We start from the raw sequence: 22179 nt of genomic DNA on the forward strand, positions 1-22179 counted from the left end.
CCGAGACTGCAGTGAGCTACGGGTTCTCTCGGCGTTTGTGTCGTGGAATACAGTTTCGCGGAAGCGATCACAGTGCTTCCACCCAATTGCTCAACACGGCCGCGCCGGCGTCGCCGCTTTTCTCCGGGTGAAACTGGGTGGCCGACAACGGTCCTTCCTCGACCGCGGCCAGGAACGGCCCCTCGTGGGTGGCCCAGGTCAGCACCGCCTCGGGCGACCCCTCCCACTGCTGGGCGGCGTAGGAGTGCACGAAGTAGAACCGGGTCTCGGCGTCGAGCCCCTTGAACAGGACGCTGCCGGGCCCGGTATTCACGACGTTCCAACCCATGTGCGGGATCACCGGCGCCTGCAGCCGCGTCACGTATCCCGGCCACTGCCCGCATCCTTGGGTCTCCACGCTGAATTCGACGCCGCGGGCGAACAGGATCTGCATCCCGACGCACACGCCCAGCACCGGGCGCCCGGCGGCGACCCGATCGGCGATGATGCGGTCCCCGTTGATCGTGCGCAGCCCCGTCATGCAGGCCTCGTAGGCGCCGACGCCGGGCACCACCAGTCCGTCGGCGGCGGCCGCGGCGTCGGCGTCGGCGGTCACCTCGACCGACGCACCGACCCGCTCGAGCGCGCGCTGAGCCGACCGCAGGTTGCCCGATCCGTAATCGAGGACAACGACCGATTTCTTTGTCACAGAACACCTTTGGTGGACGGCACGCCCGACACCCGCGGATCTGGCTCGACCGCCTGGCGCAACGCGCGGGCCACCGCCTTGTACTCCGCCTCGGTGATGTGGTGCGGGTCGCGCCCATACAGGACGCGCACGTGCAGCGCGATGCGCGCGTTGGCGGCCAGCGACTCGAACACGTGCCGGTTGATGACGGTGTGGTAGGGCACCGAGTTGCCGGCAATCGTGGTGTGCTGCAGGTGATCCGGCTCCCCGCTGTGCACACAGTAGGGCCGGCCGGACACGTCGACCGCCGCGTGGGCCAGCGTCTCGTCCATCGGGATGAAGGCGTCCCCGAACCGGCGGATGCCCCGCTTGTCACCCAGGGCCTGGCCGAGCGCCTGGCCCAGGGCGATGGCGGTGTCCTCGATGGTGTGATGACCCTCGATCTCGACGTCGCCCCTGGTGCGCACGGTCAGGTCGAAGCTGGCGTGACTGCCCAGCGCCGTGAGCATGTGGTCGTAGAACGGCACCCCTGTGTCGACGTCGACCTGGCCGGTGCCGTCGAGGTCGAGTTCGATGACGATGTCGGACTCCTTGGTGCGGCGCTCGATGCGCGCACGGCGGGCGGCTTGTCCGGTGTGGACGGTGGTCATGGCGCTCCTACGTTGACGGGGGCCAGTTCGGTGGCGGCGATCTGGGCGCTGGCCCGCAGGAAGGCGTCGTTCTCCTCGGCCAGGCCGGTGGTGGCGCGCAGGTAGCCGGGGATGCCGACGTCGCGGATCAGGACGCCGGCATCCAGATAGCGCTGCCAGGTGGCCGGCGCGTCGGCGAACTCCCCGAACAGCACGAAGTTGGCGTCGCTGGGAATCACCCGAAAACCCAGGCGGGTCAGCTCCGCCCCGACGCGCTCCCGTTCGGCGATCAGCGCCGCGACGCTGCCCAGCGTGTCGTCGGCGTGCCGCAGCGCGGCCCGCGCGGCAGCTTGCGTGACCGACGACAGGTGATACGGTAGCCGCACCAGCAGCATCGCGTCGATCACCGCCGGCGTGGCAACCAGGTAGCCGAGCCGGCCTCCCGCGAAGGCGAACGCCTTGCTCATGGTGCGCGAGACGATGAGCTTGGTCGGATACTCCCCCACCAACGCCACCGCGCTGGGCTCCGACGAGAATTCGCCGTAGGCCTCGTCGACGATCAGGATGCCCGGCACCACGTCGAGCAGCCGCCGCAGATCCGGCAGCGAAACACTCTGCCCGGACGGGTTGTTCGGGCTGGCGACGAACACCACGTCGGGCCGGCGCTCGGTGATGGCGGCCACCGCGGCCTCGACGTCGAGGCCGAAGTCGTCGGCACGGGCGGCCTGCAACCATTCGGTGCGGGTGCCGTCGGCGATGATCGGGTGCATCGAGTAGGAGGGAACGAACCCGATCGCCGTGCGCCCCGGGCCGCCGAACGCCTGCAGCAGTTGCTGCAGAATCTCGTTGGAACCGTTTGCCGCCCAGAGGTTTTCGACGCCGAGCTGAACCCCGGTCTGGGCGCTCAGGTACGCGGCCAGGTCGGTCCGCAGGGCGACCGCGTCGCGGTCGGGATAGCGGTGCAGGTCGGCGGCGGCGTCGGCGACCGAGCGCACCACGTCGTCCACCAGCGCCCTGCTGGGCGGGTGCGGGTTCTCGTTGGTGTTCAACCGCACCGGGACCGCCAATTGCGGTGCGCCATAAGGCGATTTACCGCGCAGGTCGTCGCGCAGCGGCAGGTCGTCCAGCGTGGGTTGCTGCGGCCCGGTCATCGCTCGAACCTCCGCCGTACCGCCTCGCCGTGCGCCGGCAGGTCCTCGGCCTCGGCGAGTGTGATCACGTGCCCGGACACGTCTTTGAGCGCGGCCTCGGTGTAGTCGACGACGTGGATGCCGCGCAGGAAGGTCTGCACGGACAGTCCGCTGGAATGCCGGGCGCAGCCCGCGGTCGGCAGGACGTGATTGGATCCCGCACAGTAGTCGCCGAGGCTCACCGGCGAGTACGGGCCGACGAAAATGGCTCCCGCCGAACGTATTTGCCCGACCACGCCGGCCGCGGCGGCGGTCTGGATCTCCAGGTGTTCGGCGGCGTAGGCGTTGACGACCTTGACGCCGGCGTCTATGTCGTCGACCAGGATGATCGCCGATTGACGCCCGCCCAGCGCGGCGGCCACCCGCTCGCGGTGCACGGTCGTCCGCAACTGGGCGGCCAGTTCCTTGTCGGTGGCGGCGGCCAGGTCTTCGCTGGGGGTCACCAGCACGCTGCCGGCCATTTCGTCGTGTTCGGCCTGGCTGATCATGTCGGCGGCCACATGCGCGGGGTCGGCGGTGTTATCGGCCAGAATCGCGATCTCCGTCGGCCCGGCCTCGGCGTCGATGCCGACCCGCGAACGGCACAGCCGCTTGGCGGCGGTGACGTAGATGTTGCCGGGCCCGGTGATCATGTCGACAGGCGCCAGCTCCGCACCGTCGAGGTCGGTGCCGCCGTAGGCCAGCAGCGCCACCGCCTGGGCGCCGCCGACGGCCCACACCTCGTCGACCCCCAGCAGCCGGGCCGCGGCGAGGATCGTCGGGTGCGGCAGTCCGTCGAACTGGGCCTGCGGCGGGCTGGCCACCACCAGCGAGGCGACGCCGGCGGCCTGCGCCGGCACCACGTTCATCACCACGCTGGACGGGTACACGGCGTTGCCGCCGGGCACGTACAGGCCCACCCGCTCGACCGGTACCCACCGTTCGGTCACGGTCGCGCCGGGGCCGAGTGTCGTCGTGACGTCGGTGCGGCGCTGGTCGGCGTGCACCGCGCGGGTGCGTTCGATCATCACGCGCAGGGCTTCGGCGACCGCCGCGTCCAGTTCGGCGAGGGCCTTGTCGAGCGCCGCCGCGGGCACCCGGACGGCCGGGGGCCGCACCCCGTCGAAGGAGGCCCCGAAATCCAGGGCGGCCTCGGCGCCCCGCTCCGCGACGGCCTGCACGATCGGGCGCACGGTGGGCAGCACCGCCTCCACGTCGGCGCCGCCACGCGGCAGCGCCGACCGCAATCGGGCGGCCGTCAATTCCGCGCCCCGCAGGTCGATACGGGCCATCGGCGACGGCTGGGTGGTGCTCACGGTGTCCATTGTCCCAGAGGAACTCAAATCAATATCCGACCGGTAGTGTGCCGCTACAGAGGCCATACCCCGCGCTGAAAAGAAGAGCCAACCCAGGGAGCCCCCATGTCCGCCAAGGATCACCCCAACCACGCCCCCGGCGTCCCGATGGTCTTCCCGCCCTGGTTCGAGCGCCTTCAGATCAAGTACTTCAACCGGGCGGTCAGGCCGATCGTGCGCTACCTGCCCGGGACCGCGACGATCAAGCATCGTGGTCGCACCTCCGGCACGCCCTACGAGACCATCGTGACCACCTACCGCAAGGGCAACACGCTGGCGATCGCGCTGGGCCATGGCAAGACGAACTGGGTGAAGAACGTGCTGGCCGCCGGCGAGGCGGACGTGCAGTTGAGCCGCAGCCACACGCTGCACCTCATCAACCCGCGGATCCTGCCCGCCGGCTCCGACGGCGCCGGGCTGCCCGCGTTGGCGCGCCTGCAGCTGCGCGTGATCGGCGTTTTCGTCGCCGACATCGCCTGAGATCGGGCGCGCCGACTTTGAGTGTGCGCCGACGGCTTTCAGTGTTAACCCACGGCGGCGACACGCCGACGATTCACGCGCAACACCGCGCTACATATCCAGGCCGATGTCGAGCACCCGCACCGAATGCGTCAGCGCGCCGACGGCGAGGTAGTCCACGCCGGTCCCGGCGTAGGCGGCGGCGTTCTCCAGGCTCAGGCCGCCGGACGACTCGAGCAGCACCGCGGGCGCGCGCGCATCCCGGCGTTGCACCGCCATCTGCGTCTGCCACACCGGGAAATTGTCCAGCAAGACCAGCTCGGGTTTTTCGGGCAGCACCTCGTCGAGCTGCTCCAGTGAATCCACTTCCACCTCGCACGGCAGATCCGGTGCCGCGTCGCGCACCGCGCGCAGCGCGTCGACCACCGAACCCGCGGCCACCACGTGGTTGTCCTTGATCAGCGCGGCGTCGCCGAGCCCGAGGCGGTGGTTGACGCCCCCGCCGACGCGGACCGCATACTTCTGCAACACCCGCAGGCCCGGCAGGGTTTTGCGGGTATCGCGCACCTTGGCCTTGGTGCCGTGCACGGCGGCCACCCAGTGCGCGGTCGTGGTGGCGATCCCCGACAGGTGGCAGATCAGGTTCAGCATCGTCCGCTCCGCGGTCAGCAGCCCGCGGGTTTCCGCCCGCACCGTGAGCACGGGCTGGCCCGCCTGCAGGTGGGCGCCGTCCTCGACGCGGTCGACGACCTCGTAGCCGCGCGTGCCGAGCACCTCGTCGAGCACCAGCAGCGCGATGTCGATGCCGGCGATCACGCCGGGCTGCCGGGGCACCATGGACGCGGTGGCCACGGCCTCGGCGGGCACCGTCGCCAGCGTGGTGACGTCGGGTCCGTAGCGCAGGTCCTCGACCAGGCCGCGCCGGATGGTTTCGCGCGCGGCGGTGAGTTCACAGTCGGACATCGAGGTCATACGACCGCCGCCAACGCCTCCACCAGCACCGAGTGCTGGTCGTCGGCCAGTCGCAGCACGTTGCTGCGCGCCTGCTCGGCCACGGTCTGCGGGTGTTCCTCGCGGTGGTGGCAGCCCCGGCTCTCGGTGCGGGCCAGGGCCGCGGCCGTCACCGCGCGGGCGGCGACGGCCAGCGCCACATCCTCGAAATCCCGACGACCCGCCACGGCGCGCACCTGGGCCCGCGACAGCGTGGTGGACAGCCGGCTCAGCCCGGCGGCGTCGCGCACCACCGACGCGTCGCGGCCCATCGCGCGCTGCAGCTCGGCGCGCTCGGGCGCGGTGTGCACGACGGGCTCGGGTGCGACCGCCCGGACGGGCCCGGCCGCCGCGGCGTGCGCGGCCGCCGCCTTGCCGGCCCGGCCGCCCACCACCAGACCTTCCAACAGGCTGTTGGACGCCAGCCGGTTGGCGCCGTGCAGGCCGGTACGGGCGACCTCGCCCGCGGCGAACAGCCCCGGCAGCTCGGTTTGGCCGCACACGTCGGTGACGATCCCCCCGCAGCTGTAATGCGCCCCGGGCACAACGGGAATGGGTTGACGGACGGGGTCGATGCCGGCGGCCCGGCAGGCGGCCGTCACCGTCGGGAACCGGTTCGCGAAGTCCCCGATGTGGCGGGCGTCGAGGAAAACGCACGGGTCACCGGTGGCCTTCATCCGCGCGTCGATGGCGGCGGCGACGACATCGCGGGGGGCAAGGTCGCCCATCGGATGAACCCCGGCCGTCACCGAATCCCCTTGCCGGTCAATCAGTCTCGCGCCCTCGCCGCGGATGGCCTCGGTGACCAGCGGACGCCGCCCGCCGGCGGCCGTGGGTGCGTAGAGCATCGTGGGGTGGAACTGGATGAACTCGAGATCGCTGACCGCGACGCCGGCCCACAGGCCCAAGGCGATTCCGTCGCCGGTGGATCCCTCCGGGTTGGTGGTCGCGCCGTACAGGTGTCCGAGGCCGCCGCTGGCGATGATCACCGAGGGCGCGCTGACGATTCCGTATCCCTGCGGGTTGCCCACCAGGACGCCGGTCACGGCCGCCCCGTCGTGCAGCACGCGCAGGGCCACGTGCCCGGTGCGGATGTCCAGCGTGCGCGCGGCGTGGTCGAGTGCGCGCTGCACCTCGGCGCCGGTGGCGTCGCCCCCGGCGTGCACGATGCGCCGCCGCGAGTGCCCGCCCTCGCGCGTCAGTGCCCACTGGCCGGGGGCGGATTCATCGAATCGCGCTCCGTCGCCGACCAATTCGGAGACGGCCGCATACCCGTCGGCGACGATCGAGTAGACCGCCTGGGGATCGCACAGGCCCGCCCCGGCGACCACGGTGTCGGCGACGTGCGCCTCGACCGAGTCGTCGTTGTCGGGCAGGACGACCGCGATGCCGCCCTGTGCGTAATGGGTCGCCGTCGCGCCGCGCGCCTGATCGGCCTTGCTCAGCACGACGAAGCTGCGGCCGGCGCGATGGGCGGCCAGCGCGGCGGCCAATCCGGCGACGCCGGTGCCGATTACGACGACGTCGGCGCTATGAGTCCACTGGGGACGGGCGGTCATTCGCCACCGCCCGGCTGCCCGATCTCGATCATTCGCTGCACGCTGCGCCGGCCGGCCGCGGCGATGTCGGGGTCGACGTCGACTTCGTCGGCGCCCTCGACGAGGCAGCGCAGCAGGGCCGCCGGGGTGATCATCTTCATGAACTTGCAGGAGGCGCGGTCGTTGACGGCGCGGAAGTCGACGTGCGGCGCGGCCCGCCGCAGCTGATACAGCATGCCAACCTCGGTGGCGACCAACACTTTTCGCGCGTCGGTCTGATTCGCGGCGTCGAGCATGCCGCCGGTGGATAAGATCTTCACCCGATCCGGGGGGAAGGCGCCCTCGCCGGCGAGGTACAGCGCCGAAGTGGCGCAACCACATTCGGGATGCACGAAGAGTTCGGCGTCGGGGTTCGCGCGGGCCTGGTCGCCCAGTTCGTCGCCGTTGATCCCGGCGTGCACGTGGCATTCGCCGGCCCACACGTGCAGGTTCTTGCGGCCGGTGATCCGGCGCACGTGGGCGCCGAGGAATTGATCCGGGCAGAACAGCACCTCGCGGTCCGGGTCGATGGACTCGACCACCTCGACCGCGTTGGACGACGTGCAGCAGATGTCGGTGAGCGCCTTGACCGCCGCCGTGGTATTGACGTAGGAGACGACGACCGCGCCGGGGTGCTCGTCCTTCCAGGCGCGCAGCTCGTCGGCGGTGATGGAATCGGCCAGCGAGCAGCCGGCGCGCTGATCCGGGATGAGCACCGTTTTGTCGGGGCTGAGCATCTTGGCCGTCTCGGCCATGAAGTGCACACCGCAGAACACGATGGTGTCCTCGGCCGCCTCGGCGGCGATCCGCGACAGCGCCAGCGAGTCGCCCACATGGTCGGCGACGTCCTGGATCTCGGGCAGCTGGTAGTTGTGCGCGAGCACGGTGGCGCCGCGCAATTTCGCCAGTCGGCGAATCTCTGCGGCCCACTGCGCGTCAGCGACCACGCCGGCGTAGCCGGTGGGTGAATCCGTGATGTCGGCAACCATGTCTTCGGCGAGCGTGTCCATGCGATTGATCACCGTCATGGGGGCTCCTTTCAGCCAGGAGGTTTTCGACTTATAATCGAAAACATGGCCCATCGTAGCACCGCCCACGAAGTGCTCGCGGTCGTGTTCCAGGTTCGGGAAGTCACCGAAGAGGTTGCGCGGGGGCGCACAACAGCGAAACCGCAGCTTAACGTGCTGTTATGGCAGCGCGCCAAGGATCCGCAGCGCGGCGCGTGGTCGCTGCCCGGCGGGCAGGTGCGCAACGACGAGGACATGATCACCTCGGTCCGCCGCCAACTCGCCGAGAAGGTCGACCTCAAGGAGCTGGCGCATCTGGAACAGCTCGCGGTGTTCTCCGACCCGCACCGGGTGCCGGGCGCCCGGGTGATCGCGTCCACCTTCCTGGGCCTGGTGCCCTCCCCCGCCAGCCCGGAACTACCGCCGGACACCCGCTGGCACCCGGTGAACCGCCTGCCGCCGATGGCCTTCGACCACGCCCCGATGGTGGACCACGCCCGCACCCGGCTGAACGCCAAACTGTCCTACACCAACATCGGATTCGCCTTGGCGCCAAGGGAATTCGCGCTCTCCACGCTGCGCGACATCTACGGAGCGGCGCTGGGATATCAGGTCGACGCGACGAACCTGCAGCGGGTGCTGGCGCGGCGCGGCGTCATCACCGCGACCGGCACCATCGCGCAATCCGGCCGCAGCGGCGGACGCCCGGCCGCGCTGTACCGGTTCACCGACGCGGCGTTGCGGGTCACCGATGAATTCGCCGCGCTCAGGCCGCCCGGGCTGCCCGGCTAGGCTGACACAAACGCGTCGTTCGGGCGACGCGCATTTCGGTCGGCGCCCCTGACGGGTCTGACCTGCCCGCGGTGACGAGAAGTCGCTCACAACGCGGCGATGACGTTTTGGCCACCTGCTGTTCGTGCGCGAGAATGCCGGGTGGCCACGAAGGGAGCCTCAATGGCTGAGCTCGGCAACCTGGCAGGCACGCATGGCGCGGAATGGATCGCCCGGCCGCCCCACGAGGAACTGCAGCGCAAGGTGCGTCCGCTGCTGCCCTCGGACGACCCGTTCTACCAGCCGCCGCTGGGTTTCCAGCACGCCGAGCCCGGGACGGTGCTGCGCTCGCGCGATGTCGAGCTGGCATTCCTCGGCCTGATCCCGCAGCCCATCAAGGCCGTCCAGCTGCTCTACCGGACCATGGACATGAACGGCGACCCCGAGGCGACCGCGACGACGGTGATCGTCCCGGCCGACCTCGCTCCGGGGCGGCCCTGCCCGGTGCTGTCGTACCAGTGCGCGATCGACGCCGTGTCCTCGCGCTGTTTCCCGTCCTATGCGCTGCGGCGTCGGGCGAAGGCGTTCGGGGCGATCGGCCAGTTCGAGCTTTTCCTGATCGCCGCCGCCGTCGCCGAGGGCTGGGCCGTCTCGGTGCCCGACCACGAGGGCCTGCGCGGCCTGTGGGGGGCGCCGTTTGAGCCCGGCTACCGCGTCCTGGACGGGATCCGGGCCGCGCTGAGCTCGGGGCGTCTCGGGCTGTCCAACTCGGCCCCGATCGGGCTGTGGGGTTATTCCGGGGGCGGCCTGGCCAGCGCGTGGGCCGCCGAAGTGTGCGCTGAATACGCGCCCGAACTCGACATCGTGGGTGCGGTGCTGGGCTCGCCCGTCGGGGACCTGGGCAACACCTTCCGCCGGCTCAACGGCAGCTTCCTGTCGGGCTTGCCCGCGCTGGTGGTGGCCGCGCTCGCGCACATCTATCCCGACCTGGACCGGGTGATCAGGGAGCACACCAACCAGGAGGGGCGCGCCCTGCTCGACTCGCTGGAGAAGATGACGACCGTCGGGGCCGTCGTGCGCATGGCCGGCAAGAACATGGGCGACTACCTCGACGAGCCGCTCGAAAAAATCCTGTCCACCCCGGAAGTCACGTACGTCTTCGACCACATCAAGCTGGGCGCCGCGGTCCCGACGCCCCCGGTGTTGATCGTGCAGGCCGTGCACGACTACCTGATCGACGTGCACGACATCGACGTGCTGGCCGACGCGTATTCGGCGGGCGGCGCGCGGGTCACCTACCACCGCGACGCGTTCAACGAGCACATGATGCTGCACCCGCTGTCGGCGCCGATGACGTTGCGCTGGCTGACGGATCGCTTCGAGGGCCGCCCGCTGACCGAGCACCTGGTGCGGACCACCTGGCCGACGATGTTCAACCCGATGACCTACGTCGGCATGGCCCGGCTGCTCAAGATCGCGGCCAAGGTGGTCACGGGCCGCAGGATTCGCCGCCGCCCGCTATGACACGGTCGCTTCCGCCGCGCCGCCCCCTGCCACCGGCAGCGCATCGGACGGCTTAGCCGCCGGCGGAAGCGCGCCCAGGTCGTCACGGGCGTCCGCGGCCACCCGCACGGCGTACACCAGCGCGGCGACGCCGACCGGCCACAACAGGCTCACCGCGATCTGCAACGGACGGTCGGAGAAGAACACCGGCGGCGCCTGGGTGACGTACGCGACGGACGGGCTCTTGCCCAGCGGTACCGCATCGAAGTCCAGGGCGCCGTAGCCGAGCCGCACCAGCGCGGCCCCGACGGCCGCCGCGACGGCAGCGGCGGTCAGCAAGCCGAGCGACAGGGCGACGACCATGCCCGGGCCGCGGTGCTGTTGCCACTGCCACGCCCACACCGAAGCGACCACCGCCAGCGCGGTCAACAGGCCCAGCATCAGCGCGGGTGCGACGAAGAAATGCTCGGACTCATTGCCCAGATAGTCGTGAACCCGCTCACCCGAGCGGGTGAGTGCCACCACGGCGCGGATCGGCGGCGCGATCCACGCCCACAGCGCACCGATGAGCAGACCGGTCGCCGCCGAGCCCCCGCCGACGAGCAGGAACGCGCGCGCCCGTGCCCGGCGGGGCACCGACGCGGGGTCGGTGGCATCCGGGGCATCCGTCTTGGCGTGCTCGCTCACCGTTGCGTCTCCAGGTCGGCGGAGTCGACCTCACCGTGCCGCGAGCAGCGCGCCCGCCAACCGTCGGGCCGAACCTGCACCACCATCCGGCGCCCGCATGCCGCGCAGAACCGGGGCGGCTCAAGACCCAACTGGGCCGCTGTCGGCACGGCGGTGCCCCCTAATTCCCCGGTGTAGACGTTGTAGACGCCGGCGCTGACCGCAGCGCCCAGATCGCCAACCACAAGTGTCCAACCTAGCCGCGGCGTGTCGGCTTACAAACTGGCGTTGAGGCCCTTGAGGGGCATCTGCAGGTCGCCGAGCAATTCCAGGTCGGCCTCGGCCGGACGGCCCAGCGTGGTCAGGTAGTTGCCGACGATGACGGCGTTGATGCCGCCCAGGATGCCCTGCTTGGCGCCGAGGTCGCCCAGGGTGATCTCGCGGCCGCCGGCGAAGCGCAGCATGACGCGCGGCAGCGCCAGCCGGAATGCGCCGACGGACTTCAACGCCTCGCTGGCCGGCAGCACCTCCAGGTCGCCGAACGGCGTGCCGGGCCGCGGGTTGAAGAAGTTCAGCGGGACCTCGTCGGGTTCGAGTTCGGCGAGTTCGGCGGCGAATTCGGCGCGCTGCTCGAGGGTTTCGCCCATGCCGAGGATTCCGCCGCAGCACACCTCCATGCCGGCGTCGCGCACCATCGACAGCGTCTCCCAGCGCTCCTCCCAGGAGTGGGTGGTCACGACGTTGGTGAAGTACGAGCGCGCGGTCTCGAGGTTGTGGTTGTAGCGGTGCACACCCATGGCCGAGAGCTGTTCCACCTGCTCGGCCGTCAGCATCCCCAGCGAGCAGGCGATGTTGATCTCGACCTCGTTGCGGATCGCCTCGATGCCGGCCGCGACCTGGGCCATCAACCGCTCGTCGGGCCCGCGGACGGCGGCGACGATGCAGAACTCGGTGGCGCCGGACTTGGCGGTCTGCTTGGCCGCCTCCACCAGGCTGGGGATGTCCAGCCGGGCGCTGCGCACCGGCGATTCGAACAGCCCCGACTGGGCGCAGAAGTGACAGTCCTCGGGGCAGCCGCCGGTCTTGAGGCTGATGATGCCCTCGACCTCGACCTCGGGGCCGCACCAGCGCATCCGGACCTCGTGGGCCAGCGCCAGCAGTTCGTCGAGCCGGTCGTCGGGCAGTTGCAGCACCCGCAGGACCTGGTCGCGGCTCAAGCCCTGGCCATCCTCGAGCACCTGTTGGCGGGCCACCGCCAGGATGTCCTCGTCGTTGCCTGTTTCGGCCGTCGGTCGCGTAGCCGCTTGAGTCACCAAGTACTCCCTTGCCTCTTTCTCGTGCCCGCGCGTGGGGACACATCTGCCCCGTGCCGGTGGCAGCCTGAATGAAAAGGTGTTCAAAGTAGGGTAACGGCCGAAGAACTCGGCCTACCCCTGGGTATACGACCATGGTGACCCCGCACGTCGAATACTTGGCGCACCACTATCTGCTGTTGGCCGCGCCGGCGTTTCTGCCTGCGGTGATCGTCGTCGCCGTGGTCTTGTACATCGCGCTGCGCGACCGCCGGGAAGGCCGCGACACCACGGCGGCCACCACAGACGCGGCGAAACACGACACGCCCGATCAAGAACGTGATTGACGGGCGCCGGATCTGGGCATTAAACAATCAATCACGAAACCTACTTGACAGTAATAAGCGGTTGACTTCTATCGGATCCTCCGGGGCGGCCCGGCGCGGTTGGGAGGCACGACGATGCGGTCGGATGAACTGACGATTGTTGCTGAGGCACCGGCGCGCGGTGCGGGGTTGGACCAGGTGATCGGGCTCTCGATCGCCGCCGTGGTGATCACGTTGCTGATGCTGTGGGTCGGCCACGCCCACCGCACGCATCGCATCACATGGCTGGCCCGGGTCGCGGACAAGGTGGGCGAGAAGTTCCACCGGCCGAGTTGGGTCGCCCTGCCGGTGCTGGTGTTCACCACGTCGATCATCTGCGCGTTGTTCGGGTTCATCTGGGACGTCAGCTGGCATATCGGCAACGGCCGCGACCCCGGCCCGCTGGCCAACCCGGCGCACTACTTCATCATCATCGGATTGTTCGGGATCTTCCTGGGCGGGATGACGGCGGTCGTCCTGCCGTTCGACAAGCCCGGCCCGGCGGCCGTGCGCATCACCCGTAACTGGCAGGCCCCGGTCGGCGGGGTGCTGATGGCCGGCTGCGGGCTGTACGCGCTGATCGGGTTCCCGCTGGACGACATCTGGCACCGCATCTTCGGCCAGGACGTAACCCTTTGGGGCCCAACGCATTTGATGATGATCGGCGGCGCCTGCTTTTCGCTGTTCGCGGTGTTGATGCTGGAGCGCGAGGGCGAGGCCCAGCTGGGTGCCGACGTGCTGCACGGCGCGTTCATCACGTTCCTGCGCTACCTGTCGTTCGGCGGCATGTTCATCGGCTTGTCGGTCTATCAGATCGAATACGACTTCGGCGTCGAGCAATTCCGCCTCGTCCTACAGCCCATGATGATCGCCGCCGCGGCGGCGCTGGCGGCGGTCGCCGCCCGCATCACCATGGGGCGGGGGGCGGCCCTGATCGCGGCCGTCTTCGCGATTGCCCTGCGCGGCGGCGTGGCATTGCTGGTCGGGCCGATCCTGGGGGCCCCGATCAACTGGTTCCCCCTGTACCTCGGCCCCGCGCTCGCGGTCGAGTTGATCGCCCTGACCCCGCTGCTCAAGCGCCCCATCGCGTTTGGGGCCGTCGCGGGCCTCGGTGTGGGCACCGTCGGGCTGTGGCTGGAATCGCTGTGGATCGGCGCGGTGTACCACTACCCGTGGCCGGCCAGCATGTGGGGCGAGGCCCTGGCCATGGCGGTGCCGGTCGCGGTGCTGATGGGAATGTGCGGCGCGCTGTTCGGCATGGTGCTCACCGGTCAGCGCCTCCCGGGCCGCGCCGCCGGCATCTCGGTCGTGGTCGTCACGGTGCTGGTGATCGGCGGCGCGGTGGCCAACGGCCTGCATATCGTGGTGCCGCGCCAGAACAACGCCGCCATCACGCTGACCGAGCTGCCCGCCGCCCCCGGGCATCGCATGGTGTCGGCCGACATCCAACTCGCACCGGCCGACATGGTCAGCCAGCATCCGGAGTGGGTGACGATCCTGTCCTGGCAGGGCCGGATGGAGAACAACCGCGGTCTACAGATCGACGAGCTCGAGAAGGTGGGTCCCGGCCATTACCGGTCGACGCAACCGCTTCCGGTGTGGGGCACGTGGAAGACGCTGCTGCGGGTTCAGGACGGCTACACGATGACCGCGGTGCCGATCTACGAACCGGCCGACGAGGCGATCCCGGCGCCCGAGGTTCCGGCGTTGTCGGCGATGAACCGCCCGTTCGTGCAGGAGATCACGATCCTGCAGCGCGAACGCGACCAGAACGCGCCGGTGTGGCTGTTCACCGCCGGCTCGATCGTGGTGCTGTTCATGACGCTGATGGTGATCGCCGGCCTGACGTGGGGCGCCGGGCGGCTCGGCAACGCCGTCACCGAGCCGGAACCCGCCGAGGACAAGCAGCCGGTCCCCCGGGCGGCGTAAGGCGATGACGATTCGCGGCACTCTCCTCGCGGCGTGGGTGGCGGCGCTGGTCTGCGGCCTGGTCGGCTGCGGCGGTTCCACCGACAAGTCGCCGGCGGCGCCCCTGGTCATCGACGTCACGATCGCCAACGGGCAGGTGACCCCGACCAACGCCACGCTGCAGGCCAAGGTGCGCCAGCAGATCACCCTGCACGTGACCAGCGATGCCACCGACGAGCTGCACGTGCATTCGACGCCCGATCACAAGTTCCAGGTCGCGGCGGCGCCCCACCAGACGTTCGAGTTCGCGGTCGACGTGCCCGGCAACGTCGCGGTGGAACTGCACCATCTGGACCGCACTATCGCCACCATCCAAGTGCAGCCGTGACCTCCGCCCCCGCGGCGGTGGTGCTCGCGCATGGTCTCGGCGGCTCGGGTGACCTTCCGGTGCCGTACGCCTACGCAATGGTCGGGGCGGCATGGGCGCTGACGTTCACCTTTGCCCTGGTCGCGTTCGCGTGGCGACAGCCGCGGTTTGACCCACTCAAGCCGGGCCGGGCCTTGCCGGCGGCGCTGACGACGTTCGTCGACGCCCGGGCGAGCCGCGCGACGGCCGCGGCGCTGGCGCTGGCGTTCGCGCTGTGGGCGGTGGCGGCCGGGATATGGGGTCCCGACTCGGAGTCCAACGCCCTGCTCGGCGCGTTCTACGTGCTGCTGTGGGTCGGGTTGGTGACGCTGTCGTTGGCCGTCGGGCCGGTGTGGCGGGTGATTTCGCCCATGCGCACGATCTACCTGCTGCTGCGGCGCGTCACGCCGCAGCGGCTCGGACGTCCGCGGCTGTCCTACCCGGAAGGCTGGGGCTACCGGCCCGCCGCGGTGGGCCTGTTCGCCTTCGTCTGGATGGAGCTGGCCAGCCCGAATTCGGCGTCGCTGCCCTGGATCAGGACATGGATCGGATGCTACGCGGTGCTGATGCTCGTCGGGGCCTGGCTGTGCGGGCAGCGCTGGCTGGCGCGCGCCGACCCCTTCGGCGTGTACAGCATGGCCTTCTCCCGGCTCTCACCGTTTCGCCGCAATCGCGAGACCGGCAGAGTCGTCGTCGGGAACCCGCTCGACCATCTGCCGTCGCTGCCGGTGCGCCCGGGCGTCGTGGTGCTGCTGGCGGTGCTGCTCGGGTCCACGGCGTTCGACAGCTTCTCGTCGTCGCCGACCTGGCGCGGCTTCGCCGATCGGCTCACGCGCGACTTCGGGGTGTCCCCCACGGTGGCATCGTCGGCGCTGCGCACCATCGGACTGATCGTCTTCATTTCCGTTGTGGCGGTGACGTTTTCGCTGGCCGCGCGCGCCACGGGCGGCGTGGACCGCGAGCGGCGCCGCGAATTGCCCGGCCAAATGGCGCATTCGCTGATCCCGATCGTGGTGGGCTACATCTTCGCGCACTACCTGTCGTATTTGGTGGAGCGCGGACAGCAGGCGGTGTTCGCGCTGGCCGACCCGTTCGGCCGAGGCTGGAACCTGTTCGGCCTGGCGCACTTACACGTGGCCTACGTGTTGTCCATGCACCCGCCGGTGCTGGCCGCGATCAAGGTGACCTGCGTGGTCACCGGGCACATCGTCGCGGTGATCGCCGCCCACGACAAAGCCCTGCGGCTGCTGCCCGCCGGCCATCAGCTCACCGGGCAGTTGACCATGATGCTGGTGATGGTCGGCTACACGTTCACCGGTTTGTATCTTCTCTTCGGTGGGTAGGCGTTGCGGCGTGCGCTTCAACGTAACGCGATCCCTGACCGAACTCGTTTGATGTCGCGGCGCTCGACCGAGCCGGTCCCCCCGGACGAGCAGAACCCGGCCCGAAAGACGTGGCGACGCCCGCGAACGCTGTCCCGATTCAGCATTCAGTCCAAAGTGATGCTGATGCTGCTGGTGTCCAGCCTGGCGTCGCTGGGAGTGATCGGAACGGTCGAGTACGTCGCGGCCCGCAACGCGCTGTTGCCCGCGGCTACCGACCGGATGACCCAGATGCGGGCGGCGCAGAAGCGGGCCATCGAGACGCTGTTCTCGGATCTGTCGGATTCGCTGGTCGTCTACAGCCGCGGAACCACCGCACTCGACGCGGTGCACGAGTTCACCGCCGGCTTCGACCAGCTGGCCACCGCCCCCGTGGACCCCGGGCAGCAACGCGCGCTGGTGGACTTCTACAACGAGAGGCTGATCAAACCGATCGAGCGCGACACCGGCAAGAAGCTTGCCCTCGACGCGGTGTTGCCCAGCAACAATTCACAGAGATACCTGCAGGCGCACTACACCGTGGCGGCGAGTCGGTCCTCGAATCAGACGGGCGGCCCACCCGACGACGCCGGCGACGGCAGCGCCTGGTCGGCCGCCAATGCGCGCTTCAACGACTACTTTCGCGAGATCGCGACCCGATTCGAGTACCGCGATGCGCTGCTGCTGGACACCCGCGGCAACGTGGTTTACAGCGTGCGGAAATCCGCGTCCCTCGGTACCAACGTCCGCACCGGCCCGTACCGCCAATCCAACCTGCGTGACGCCTATGAGAAGGCGATGGCCGCCAACTCGGTGAACTTCGTGTGGATCACCGACTTTGCGCCATATCAGCCCCAACTCGGTCAGCCCATCGCATGGTTGACGGCACCGATCGGTCCACCCGGCAGCGCGGCCGGAGTGCTGGCGCTGCCCCTGCCGATCTCCAAGGTGAATCGGATCATGACCGCCGACAAGCAGTGGAAATCCGCCGGCATGGGCGACACCGGCGAAACCTATCTCGCCGGTCCGGACAACCTCATGCGCTCCGATTCACGGTTATTCCTCGAGGACCCTCAGCGCTACAAAACCGAGGCGCTGGCGGCCGGAACCCGGCCCGACACCGTCGACACGGCGATCAGATGGGGCGGCACGACGCTCGTCCAACCCGTGGCCACCGCGGCCGTGCGCGCCGCGGAACGCGGGGAGACCGGAACCCTCACTGACACCAGCTATCTGGGCCGCCGGGAACTCGCGGCCTACGCCCCACTGTCCGTGCCGAATTCCGACCTGCACTGGTCGATCGTCGCGACCAGGGAAACCGCCGAGGCCAACGCCCGGATCATGTCGCTCACCCAGACGCTCGTGATCACCACCACCGCAATGGTTTTCGTGATCTGTGTGGCGGCGCTGCTGGTCGCGCAGATCTTCGTGCGGCCCATCCGCAGGTTGCAGGCCGGCGCCCAGGAGATCGGCGCCGGCAACTACGACGTCGCGATCCCGGTCACCTCCCGCGATGAAATCGGTGAACTCACTGCCGCTTTCAACGAAATGAGCCGCAAACTTCAGATCAAGGAAGGGCTGCTGGGCGAACAGCGCAAGGAAAACGACCGGCTGCTCGGGTCGTTAATGCCCGAGTCGGTTGCGCAGCGTTACCGCGAGGGTGAACAGACGATCGCCCAGGAGCACCAGGACGTCACCGTCATCTTCGCCGACCTCGTCGGCCTCGACGAGATCTCGGGCAAGCTTTCCGGCCGCGAATTGGTGGGCATCGTCGACGAGCTGATCCGGGAACTCGACTCAGCGGCCGAAAACCTTGGTATCGAGCCGATTCGCACACTGCACAACGGCTACCTCGCCAGCTGCGGGCTGAACTTCCCCCGCCTGGACAGCGTGCACCGCACCGTCGAATTCGCCGTCGAGATGAAAGACATCATCGCGCGCTTCAACGCCCGGACGGGCTACCACCTGGCCCTGCGGGCCGGCATCAACACGGGAAACGTCATCAGCGGCCTGGTCGGACGCTCCAGCATCGTCTACGACATGTGGGGTGCGGCCGTCAATCTGGCTTATCAAACACGCAGCAGCACAACGCAAACGGGAATCTACGTCACCTCGAAGGTGTACGAGGTGATGCACGACATCCATCAATTCACGCCGGCGGGCACCGTCACCGTCGGCGGCGTCGAGCAGCAGATCTGGAAGTTGTCGGAAAGATAGGGGCAGGGCCGTGGCATCCATGGACTCGTCGCTGTACTGGGCCGCCGGTGTGGTCGTCGGCCTGCCGCTGCTGCTGATCGCCCTCACCGAATGGCATCAGAGCCTGGTCCGCAAGAACAGCCCCCTGGCCCGGCCCGCATTCCTGTTGCGCAGTTACCTGATCCCGCTGGGCGCCCTGCTGGTGCTGCTGGTCAACGTGGCGGGAATGCCGGCACAGTTCACGTCGGTTCGGGTTCTCGCGACGGCGTTCGGCTTCGTGGTGTTGGTGCTGCTGCTGTCCGGGCTCAACGCGACCGTGTTCGAGGGCGCGCCGCAAGGGACGTGGCGCCAGCGGATCCCGGGCATCTTCCTCGACGTGACCCGATTCCTGCTGATCGGGGTCGGGCTGGCGGTCATTTTCTCCTACGTGTGGGGCGTTCGCGTCGGCGGCCTTTTCACCGCGCTGGGTGTGACCTCGGTGGTCATCGGGCTGATGCTGCAGAATTCCGTCGGCCAGATCGTGTCGGGGCTGTTCATGTTGTTCGAACAGCCCTTCCGGATCGGCGACTGGCTGGACACCCCCGCGGCCCGCGGCCGGATCGTGGAGGCGAACTGGCGATCCGTTCACATCCAGACCGGCCGCGGGTTACAGATCACCCCGAACTCGGTGCTGGCCACCACCTCGTTCACCAACCTCAGCCGCCCACCCGGCGGCCACCAATTGGCAATCACCACAACGTTTTCCGAGGTTGACCCGCCCGACCGGGTATGCGCGCTGCTGGAGCGGGTGGCCAATGCGCTGCCGCAGCGCAGGCCCAACGCGGTGGCGTCTGCGGCGCCCGTCGGGGCCGCCGAGTATCTCCTCACCGTCGGATTGAAATCGCCCGCCGACGATTCCGCCGCGCAGGCGACGTTTCTGCGTTGGCTCTGGTACGCCGCGCGGCGCGAGGGCCTGCGCCTCGATGGCGCCGAAGACGACATCTCGACGGCCGAGCACATCGAGAAGGCCCTGCGGACGGTGGTGGCACCGGCGCTGCGGTTGAGCCAACCGGATCAGCAGGCCTTGGTATCGCACGCCAGGATCGTTCGCTACGGGGCGAACGAGGTCGTCGAGCACGCCGGTCGGGTTCCCGACAGGATGACGTTCTTGCTCGCGGGCGGCGTGCGGTTGACCGCGACCGCCAAGGACGGAACGGCGGTCGCGGTCGGCGGCCTCGACGAGGGTTCGTTCCTGGGGGTGACCGCGCTGACCCGGCAACCCAACCTGGCCGACGCGCAGGCGATCGAAGAGGTCACCGCGCTGGAGATCGATCGCGACCACCTCGTCGAATTGGTGACGGGCAAGCCGTTGCTGCTGCAAGACCTGGGTCGCACCATCGACAAGCGACGCGCCAGGGTGCACGAGGCCATGGCGCAGGAGGGCGTGCTCGCCGTCGGCTAGCCGATCAGGTGCTCGACCTTCTTGTTGCCGTCCCAGCGGCGCAACCCCGCGAAGCTGCCCTCGATCTGGGCGGGCCGGCCCGCGATGCGCAACGCGCGCCCGAGCTGGGCGCCGCCCACCCGGCGGGCCATGGTGACATGCGCGGTCCACTGATCGGGCAGGCTGTTGGGCATCGGGCCGGGCACCAGATGCGGGGCGCACAACCGGTGCACCCGGGCGTGCAGGGCCAACAGCTCGCCGGTCGGCACCACGAGCCGCGCGAAAACGGCGCTGCCGCGGCCGAACAACACCGGCGCGCCGATGAGGCAGCGCAGCGGCAGCTGGTCGCTCACCGGGTGCAGCAACGCGTCGACGTCGACGGCGATGCCCTCAGCGACCGCCAGCGTCACGTGCGGGCGGCTGGCCGGCGCCTGGCTGGGAATTCCCGCCGCCGCCAACGCCTCCCAGATGTTGCGGATCGCGGCCTCGGTGTCGCGGTCGAAGATCAGCTCGATGGAGTGGACCATCAGCCGACCAGTGCGGTGACCCAGTCGCGGTCGAATGCGCCGGCGCACAGCGCCGCGAAGCCGGCGGCGTCCATCGACGCCGCCCCGGCGGGCAGCGCGGCGCGCACCGCGGCCAGCCGGGCCAGCGCGGACCGATTGGACGTCTCCACCACCCCCGGCCGCGCAGGCCAGGCGCCGATCACCAGCCCGGCACACGAAAGCCCCTGCGCAGCAAGTGATTCCAGCGTCAGGGCGGTGTGGTTGAGGGTGCCCAGCGACGGGCTGACCACCACCAGCACCGCGGCACCCAGCGCGACGGCGAGATCGCGTGCGGTGACACCGTTTTCGCCGAGCTCGACCAGCAGTCCCCCGGCGCCCTCGACCAGCGTCAGCCGCCCCGGCCGGTCCAACTCCCCGATGAGCGCCAGTAGCTGCTCGCGGGTGGGTAACGGCGTCCCGGCCTGCTCGGCGGCGGCCACCGGCGCCAGCGGTTGCGGATACCGGGCGAACCCGGCCAGCTCGGTCACCCCGGACAGCCGGCCCACCTCCGCGAGGTCGTCGTCGCCGCAGTCGGTGCCGGTCTGGACCGGCTTGCACACCGCCACGTCGATGCCGGCCTGGCGGGCGTGGCATGCCAGCGCCGCGGTGACGACCGTCTTGCCGACCCCGGTGTCGGTGCCGGTGACGACCAGGACCGTCACCGGTGTGCCCTAGCCAAGTCCGGCGAGCACATCGGTGAGCACCCGGCGCGCGACCTCCAGCTCGTCGGCATCCAGCGACGCGCGCGCGGTCAGCCGTAGCCGCGAGGTGCCGGCGGGCACGGTCGGCGGCCGGAAGCACCCGACGCGCACCCCCGCGTCCAGGCAGGCGGTCGCGGCGGCCACCGCCACGTCCGGGTCGCCCAGGATCACCGACACCACCGCCGATTGCGGTCGCTCGCGCACCCCGCAGACCTCGGCCAGGATGCCGGCGTGGCGCAGCACCGCGTCCGCACGCCACGGTTCGGCCCGCAGCACCCGCAGCGCGGCGCGCGCCGCCCCCGCCGCCGCCGGGGCCAGGCCGGTGTCGAAGATGAACGTGCGCGCCGCGTCGATCAGATGGGCGCGCACCGACGCCGGCCCGAGCACCGCGCCACCCTGGCTGCCCAGCGCCTTGGACAGCGTGGTGGTCATGACCACGTCCGGCGCCCCGGCCAGCCCGACCTCGTGCAGCAGCCCGCGCCCGCCGCCGCGCACCCCGAGGCCGTGCGCCTCGTCGACGATGAGCAGGGCGCGGTGCCGGCGGCAGACCTCATGCAGTTCGCGGAGCGGCGCCAGGGCGCCGTCGGTGCTGAACACCGATTCGGTGAGGACGACCGCGCGTTCCTCGTCGCGCGCGCGCAGCGCGGCCTCCACAGCGCCGACGTCGCGATGCGGCGTCACGGCCACCCGCGCCCGCGACAGCCGGCAGGCGTCGACCAGCGAGGCGTGCGAAAACTCGTCGGACACCAGCAGCGAGCCCCGGCCGGACAGGCCGACGACCGCCCCCAGGTTGGCCGCGTAGCCGGAGGAGAACAGCAAGCCCGCGGCCGCTCCGACGTAGTCGGCGAGCTCGGACTCGAATTCCTCGTGCAGTTCGGTGTCGCCGGTGACCAGGCGGGACCCGGTCGCGCCGGCGCCCCACATGCGCAGCGCGGCGACCCCACCGTCGATCACGTCGGGGTGTTGGGACAGCCCCAGATAGTCGTTGGAGGCCAGGTCCAGCTCGGTGGCCACGGCGGGGCGCGGCCGCAGCGCGCGGCGCAGCCCGGCCGCGCGGCGCTGCTGTTCCACCACCTCCAGCCAGGCCAGCGGGGAGACGTCGATCGGTGCCTGCGGGGAGGCGTTCATAGGGGCTCAGCCTAGTGGCGATCGCCAGCGCGGCGGAGCCGGGCGCAGCGGGTCGCCGCCATCG

At 70.0% G+C, this 22179-nt stretch carries 22 protein-coding genes; 9 read left to right on the plus strand and 13 right to left on the minus strand.

Going from position 1 to position 22179, the window contains the following annotated elements; genetic code table 11:
• Positions 1-67 precede the first annotated feature (67 nt).
• The 4 genes from hisH to hisD are packed head-to-tail and all read right to left on the minus strand — an operon-like array spanning position 68 to position 3790.
• On the minus strand, positions 68-688 hold the full coding sequence (hisH, locus tag AC0KTM_RS13920; RefSeq protein ID WP_472415857.1) for an imidazole glycerol phosphate synthase subunit HisH: 621 nt from the start codon (positions 686-688) through the stop codon (positions 68-70).
• The gene (gene hisB, locus AC0KTM_RS13925; RefSeq protein ID WP_225327458.1) at positions 685-1317 is read right to left on the minus strand and encodes an imidazoleglycerol-phosphate dehydratase HisB; all 633 of its coding nucleotides are present in this window, start codon (positions 1315-1317) and stop codon (positions 685-687) included. The genes hisH and hisB overlap by 4 nt, the downstream gene beginning before the upstream one ends.
• Positions 1314-2447 carry a histidinol-phosphate transaminase gene (locus AC0KTM_RS13930; RefSeq protein ID WP_225327457.1) on the minus strand — a complete coding sequence of 378 codons (1134 nt, stop codon included), beginning with the start codon at positions 2445-2447 and terminating at the stop codon, positions 1314-1316. The genes hisB and AC0KTM_RS13930 overlap by 4 nt, the downstream gene beginning before the upstream one ends.
• On the minus strand, positions 2444-3790 hold the full coding sequence (gene hisD, locus AC0KTM_RS13935; protein ID WP_472415859.1) for a histidinol dehydrogenase: 1347 nt from the start codon (positions 3788-3790) through the stop codon (positions 2444-2446). Before hisD ends, AC0KTM_RS13930 begins: the two co-directional genes overlap by 4 nt.
• Positions 3791-3886: 96 nt before the next feature.
• Between hisD and AC0KTM_RS13940 the strand changes: the two genes are divergently transcribed.
• Entirely contained in the window at positions 3887-4300 is a 414-nt protein-coding gene (locus tag AC0KTM_RS13940; protein WP_472415861.1) for a nitroreductase family deazaflavin-dependent oxidoreductase, read from the plus strand.
• Positions 4301-4390: 90 nt separating this feature from the next.
• Here the strand turns inward: AC0KTM_RS13940 and nadC are convergent, their stop codons facing one another.
• Genes nadC through nadA form a run of 3 tightly spaced genes read right to left on the minus strand, consistent with a single transcriptional unit; the run spans position 4391 to position 7874 of the window.
• Complete coding sequence (gene nadC, locus AC0KTM_RS13945; protein WP_472415863.1) at positions 4391-5251, minus strand: carboxylating nicotinate-nucleotide diphosphorylase; 861 nt, start codon at positions 5249-5251, stop codon at positions 4391-4393.
• On the minus strand, positions 5248-6828 hold the full coding sequence (locus AC0KTM_RS13950; RefSeq protein ID WP_472415865.1) for an L-aspartate oxidase: 1581 nt from the start codon (positions 6826-6828) through the stop codon (positions 5248-5250). Before AC0KTM_RS13950 ends, nadC begins: the two co-directional genes overlap by 4 nt.
• Positions 6825-7874, minus strand: coding sequence for a quinolinate synthase NadA (nadA, locus tag AC0KTM_RS13955; protein ID WP_225330647.1), 1050 nt, complete (start codon positions 7872-7874; stop codon positions 6825-6827). The genes AC0KTM_RS13950 and nadA overlap by 4 nt, the downstream gene beginning before the upstream one ends.
• 45 nt (positions 7875-7919) lie before the next feature.
• On the opposite strand from nadA, the gene AC0KTM_RS13960 reads away from it, so the two are divergent.
• Entirely contained in the window at positions 7920-8645 is a 726-nt protein-coding gene (locus tag AC0KTM_RS13960) for an NUDIX hydrolase (protein ID WP_225330648.1), read from the plus strand.
• Between the two features lie 162 nt (positions 8646-8807).
• Positions 8808-10148, plus strand: a complete 1341-nt coding sequence (locus tag AC0KTM_RS13965; protein WP_472415867.1) for a lipase family protein — start codon at positions 8808-8810, stop codon at positions 10146-10148.
• On the opposite strand, the gene AC0KTM_RS13970 is transcribed toward AC0KTM_RS13965, so the two are convergent.
• The 3 genes from AC0KTM_RS13970 to bioB are packed head-to-tail and all read right to left on the minus strand — an operon-like array spanning position 10143 to position 12106.
• The gene (locus AC0KTM_RS13970; protein ID WP_472415869.1) at positions 10143-10814 is read right to left on the minus strand and encodes a DUF2567 domain-containing protein; all 672 of its coding nucleotides are present in this window, start codon (positions 10812-10814) and stop codon (positions 10143-10145) included. The genes AC0KTM_RS13965 and AC0KTM_RS13970 overlap by 6 nt on opposite strands.
• The gene (gene bsaP / locus AC0KTM_RS13975; protein WP_225329680.1) at positions 10811-11038 is read right to left on the minus strand and encodes a biotin synthase auxiliary protein BsaP; all 228 of its coding nucleotides are present in this window, start codon (positions 11036-11038) and stop codon (positions 10811-10813) included. The genes AC0KTM_RS13970 and bsaP overlap by 4 nt, the downstream gene beginning before the upstream one ends.
• A gap of 30 nt (positions 11039-11068) precedes the next feature.
• Entirely contained in the window at positions 11069-12106 is a 1038-nt protein-coding gene (bioB, locus tag AC0KTM_RS13980) for a biotin synthase BioB (protein ID WP_225329681.1), read from the minus strand.
• Between the two features lie 134 nt (positions 12107-12240).
• Between bioB and AC0KTM_RS13985 the strand changes: the two genes are divergently transcribed.
• The 6 genes from AC0KTM_RS13985 (at position 12241) to AC0KTM_RS14010 (ending at position 19762) form a co-directional block, all read left to right on the plus strand.
• Positions 12241-12432: a hypothetical protein gene (locus AC0KTM_RS13985; RefSeq protein WP_472415871.1), complete on the plus strand. Its 192-nt coding sequence runs from the start codon at positions 12241-12243 to the stop codon at positions 12430-12432.
• Between the two features lie 114 nt (positions 12433-12546).
• Entirely contained in the window at positions 12547-14379 is a 1833-nt protein-coding gene (locus tag AC0KTM_RS13990) for a hypothetical protein (RefSeq protein ID WP_472415873.1), read from the plus strand.
• A gap of 4 nt (positions 14380-14383) precedes the next feature.
• Complete coding sequence (locus AC0KTM_RS13995) at positions 14384-14746, plus strand: hypothetical protein (protein ID WP_225329684.1); 363 nt, start codon at positions 14384-14386, stop codon at positions 14744-14746.
• The gene (locus AC0KTM_RS14000; protein WP_238956174.1) at positions 14743-16107 is read left to right on the plus strand and encodes a hypothetical protein; all 1365 of its coding nucleotides are present in this window, start codon (positions 14743-14745) and stop codon (positions 16105-16107) included. The genes AC0KTM_RS13995 and AC0KTM_RS14000 overlap by 4 nt, the downstream gene beginning before the upstream one ends.
• Positions 16108-16158: 51 nt before the next feature.
• Positions 16159-18342 (plus strand): adenylate/guanylate cyclase domain-containing protein, encoded by a 2184-nt coding sequence (locus tag AC0KTM_RS14005; protein ID WP_238956175.1) that lies wholly within the window; start codon positions 16159-16161, stop codon positions 18340-18342.
• Between the two features lie 19 nt (positions 18343-18361).
• On the plus strand, positions 18362-19762 hold the full coding sequence (locus AC0KTM_RS14010; RefSeq protein ID WP_238957310.1) for a mechanosensitive ion channel domain-containing protein: 1401 nt from the start codon (positions 18362-18364) through the stop codon (positions 19760-19762).
• Here the strand turns inward: AC0KTM_RS14010 and AC0KTM_RS14015 are convergent.
• From AC0KTM_RS14015 to AC0KTM_RS14025, 3 genes are read right to left on the minus strand one after another with little or no spacing between them, the layout of a single operon-like run.
• On the minus strand, positions 19759-20268 hold the full coding sequence (locus AC0KTM_RS14015) for a 2'-5' RNA ligase family protein (RefSeq protein WP_238956176.1): 510 nt from the start codon (positions 20266-20268) through the stop codon (positions 19759-19761). The genes AC0KTM_RS14010 and AC0KTM_RS14015 overlap by 4 nt on opposite strands.
• On the minus strand, positions 20268-20948 hold the full coding sequence (gene bioD / locus AC0KTM_RS14020) for a dethiobiotin synthase (protein ID WP_238956177.1): 681 nt from the start codon (positions 20946-20948) through the stop codon (positions 20268-20270). The genes AC0KTM_RS14015 and bioD overlap by 1 nt, the downstream gene beginning before the upstream one ends.
• A gap of 9 nt (positions 20949-20957) precedes the next feature.
• Positions 20958-22115, minus strand: a complete 1158-nt coding sequence (locus tag AC0KTM_RS14025; protein ID WP_238956178.1) for an 8-amino-7-oxononanoate synthase — start codon at positions 22113-22115, stop codon at positions 20958-20960.
• Positions 22116-22179: the final 64 nt, after the last annotated feature.

The organism is Mycobacterium sp. NTMscope_Eco_3, assembly GCF_976985685.1.

Excerpts from the sequence above, each read along its gene's own strand:
- AC0KTM_RS13965 (WP_472415867.1), top strand. The coding sequence starts at position 8,808 with ATGGCTGAGCTCGGCAACCTGGCAGGCACGCATGGCGCGGAATGGATC.
- AC0KTM_RS14015 (WP_238956176.1), bottom strand. The coding sequence starts at position 20,268 with ATGGTCCACTCCATCGAGCTGATCTTCGACCGCGACACCGAGGCCGCG.
- AC0KTM_RS13940 (WP_472415861.1), top strand. The coding sequence starts at position 3,887 with ATGTCCGCCAAGGATCACCCCAACCACGCCCCCGGCGTCCCGATGGTC.
- nadC (WP_472415863.1), bottom strand. The coding sequence starts at position 5,251 with ATGACCTCGATGTCCGACTGTGAACTCACCGCCGCGCGCGAAACCATC.
- AC0KTM_RS14005 (WP_238956175.1), top strand. The coding sequence starts at position 16,159 with ATGTCGCGGCGCTCGACCGAGCCGGTCCCCCCGGACGAGCAGAACCCG.
- AC0KTM_RS13960 (WP_225330648.1), top strand. The coding sequence starts at position 7,920 with ATGGCCCATCGTAGCACCGCCCACGAAGTGCTCGCGGTCGTGTTCCAG.
- nadA (WP_225330647.1), bottom strand. The coding sequence starts at position 7,874 with ATGACGGTGATCAATCGCATGGACACGCTCGCCGAAGACATGGTTGCC.
- AC0KTM_RS13930 (WP_225327457.1), bottom strand. The coding sequence starts at position 2,447 with ATGACCGGGCCGCAGCAACCCACGCTGGACGACCTGCCGCTGCGCGAC.
- AC0KTM_RS13950 (WP_472415865.1), bottom strand. The coding sequence starts at position 6,828 with ATGACCGCCCGTCCCCAGTGGACTCATAGCGCCGACGTCGTCGTAATC.
- hisB (WP_225327458.1), bottom strand. The coding sequence starts at position 1,317 with ATGACCACCGTCCACACCGGACAAGCCGCCCGCCGTGCGCGCATCGAG.
- AC0KTM_RS13995 (WP_225329684.1), top strand. The coding sequence starts at position 14,384 with ATGACGATTCGCGGCACTCTCCTCGCGGCGTGGGTGGCGGCGCTGGTC.
- AC0KTM_RS13985 (WP_472415871.1), top strand. The coding sequence starts at position 12,241 with ATGGTGACCCCGCACGTCGAATACTTGGCGCACCACTATCTGCTGTTG.
- AC0KTM_RS13990 (WP_472415873.1), top strand. The coding sequence starts at position 12,547 with ATGCGGTCGGATGAACTGACGATTGTTGCTGAGGCACCGGCGCGCGGT.
- AC0KTM_RS14025 (WP_238956178.1), bottom strand. The coding sequence starts at position 22,115 with ATGAACGCCTCCCCGCAGGCACCGATCGACGTCTCCCCGCTGGCCTGG.
- AC0KTM_RS14010 (WP_238957310.1), top strand. The coding sequence starts at position 18,362 with ATGGACTCGTCGCTGTACTGGGCCGCCGGTGTGGTCGTCGGCCTGCCG.
- hisD (WP_472415859.1), bottom strand. The coding sequence starts at position 3,790 with ATGGACACCGTGAGCACCACCCAGCCGTCGCCGATGGCCCGTATCGAC.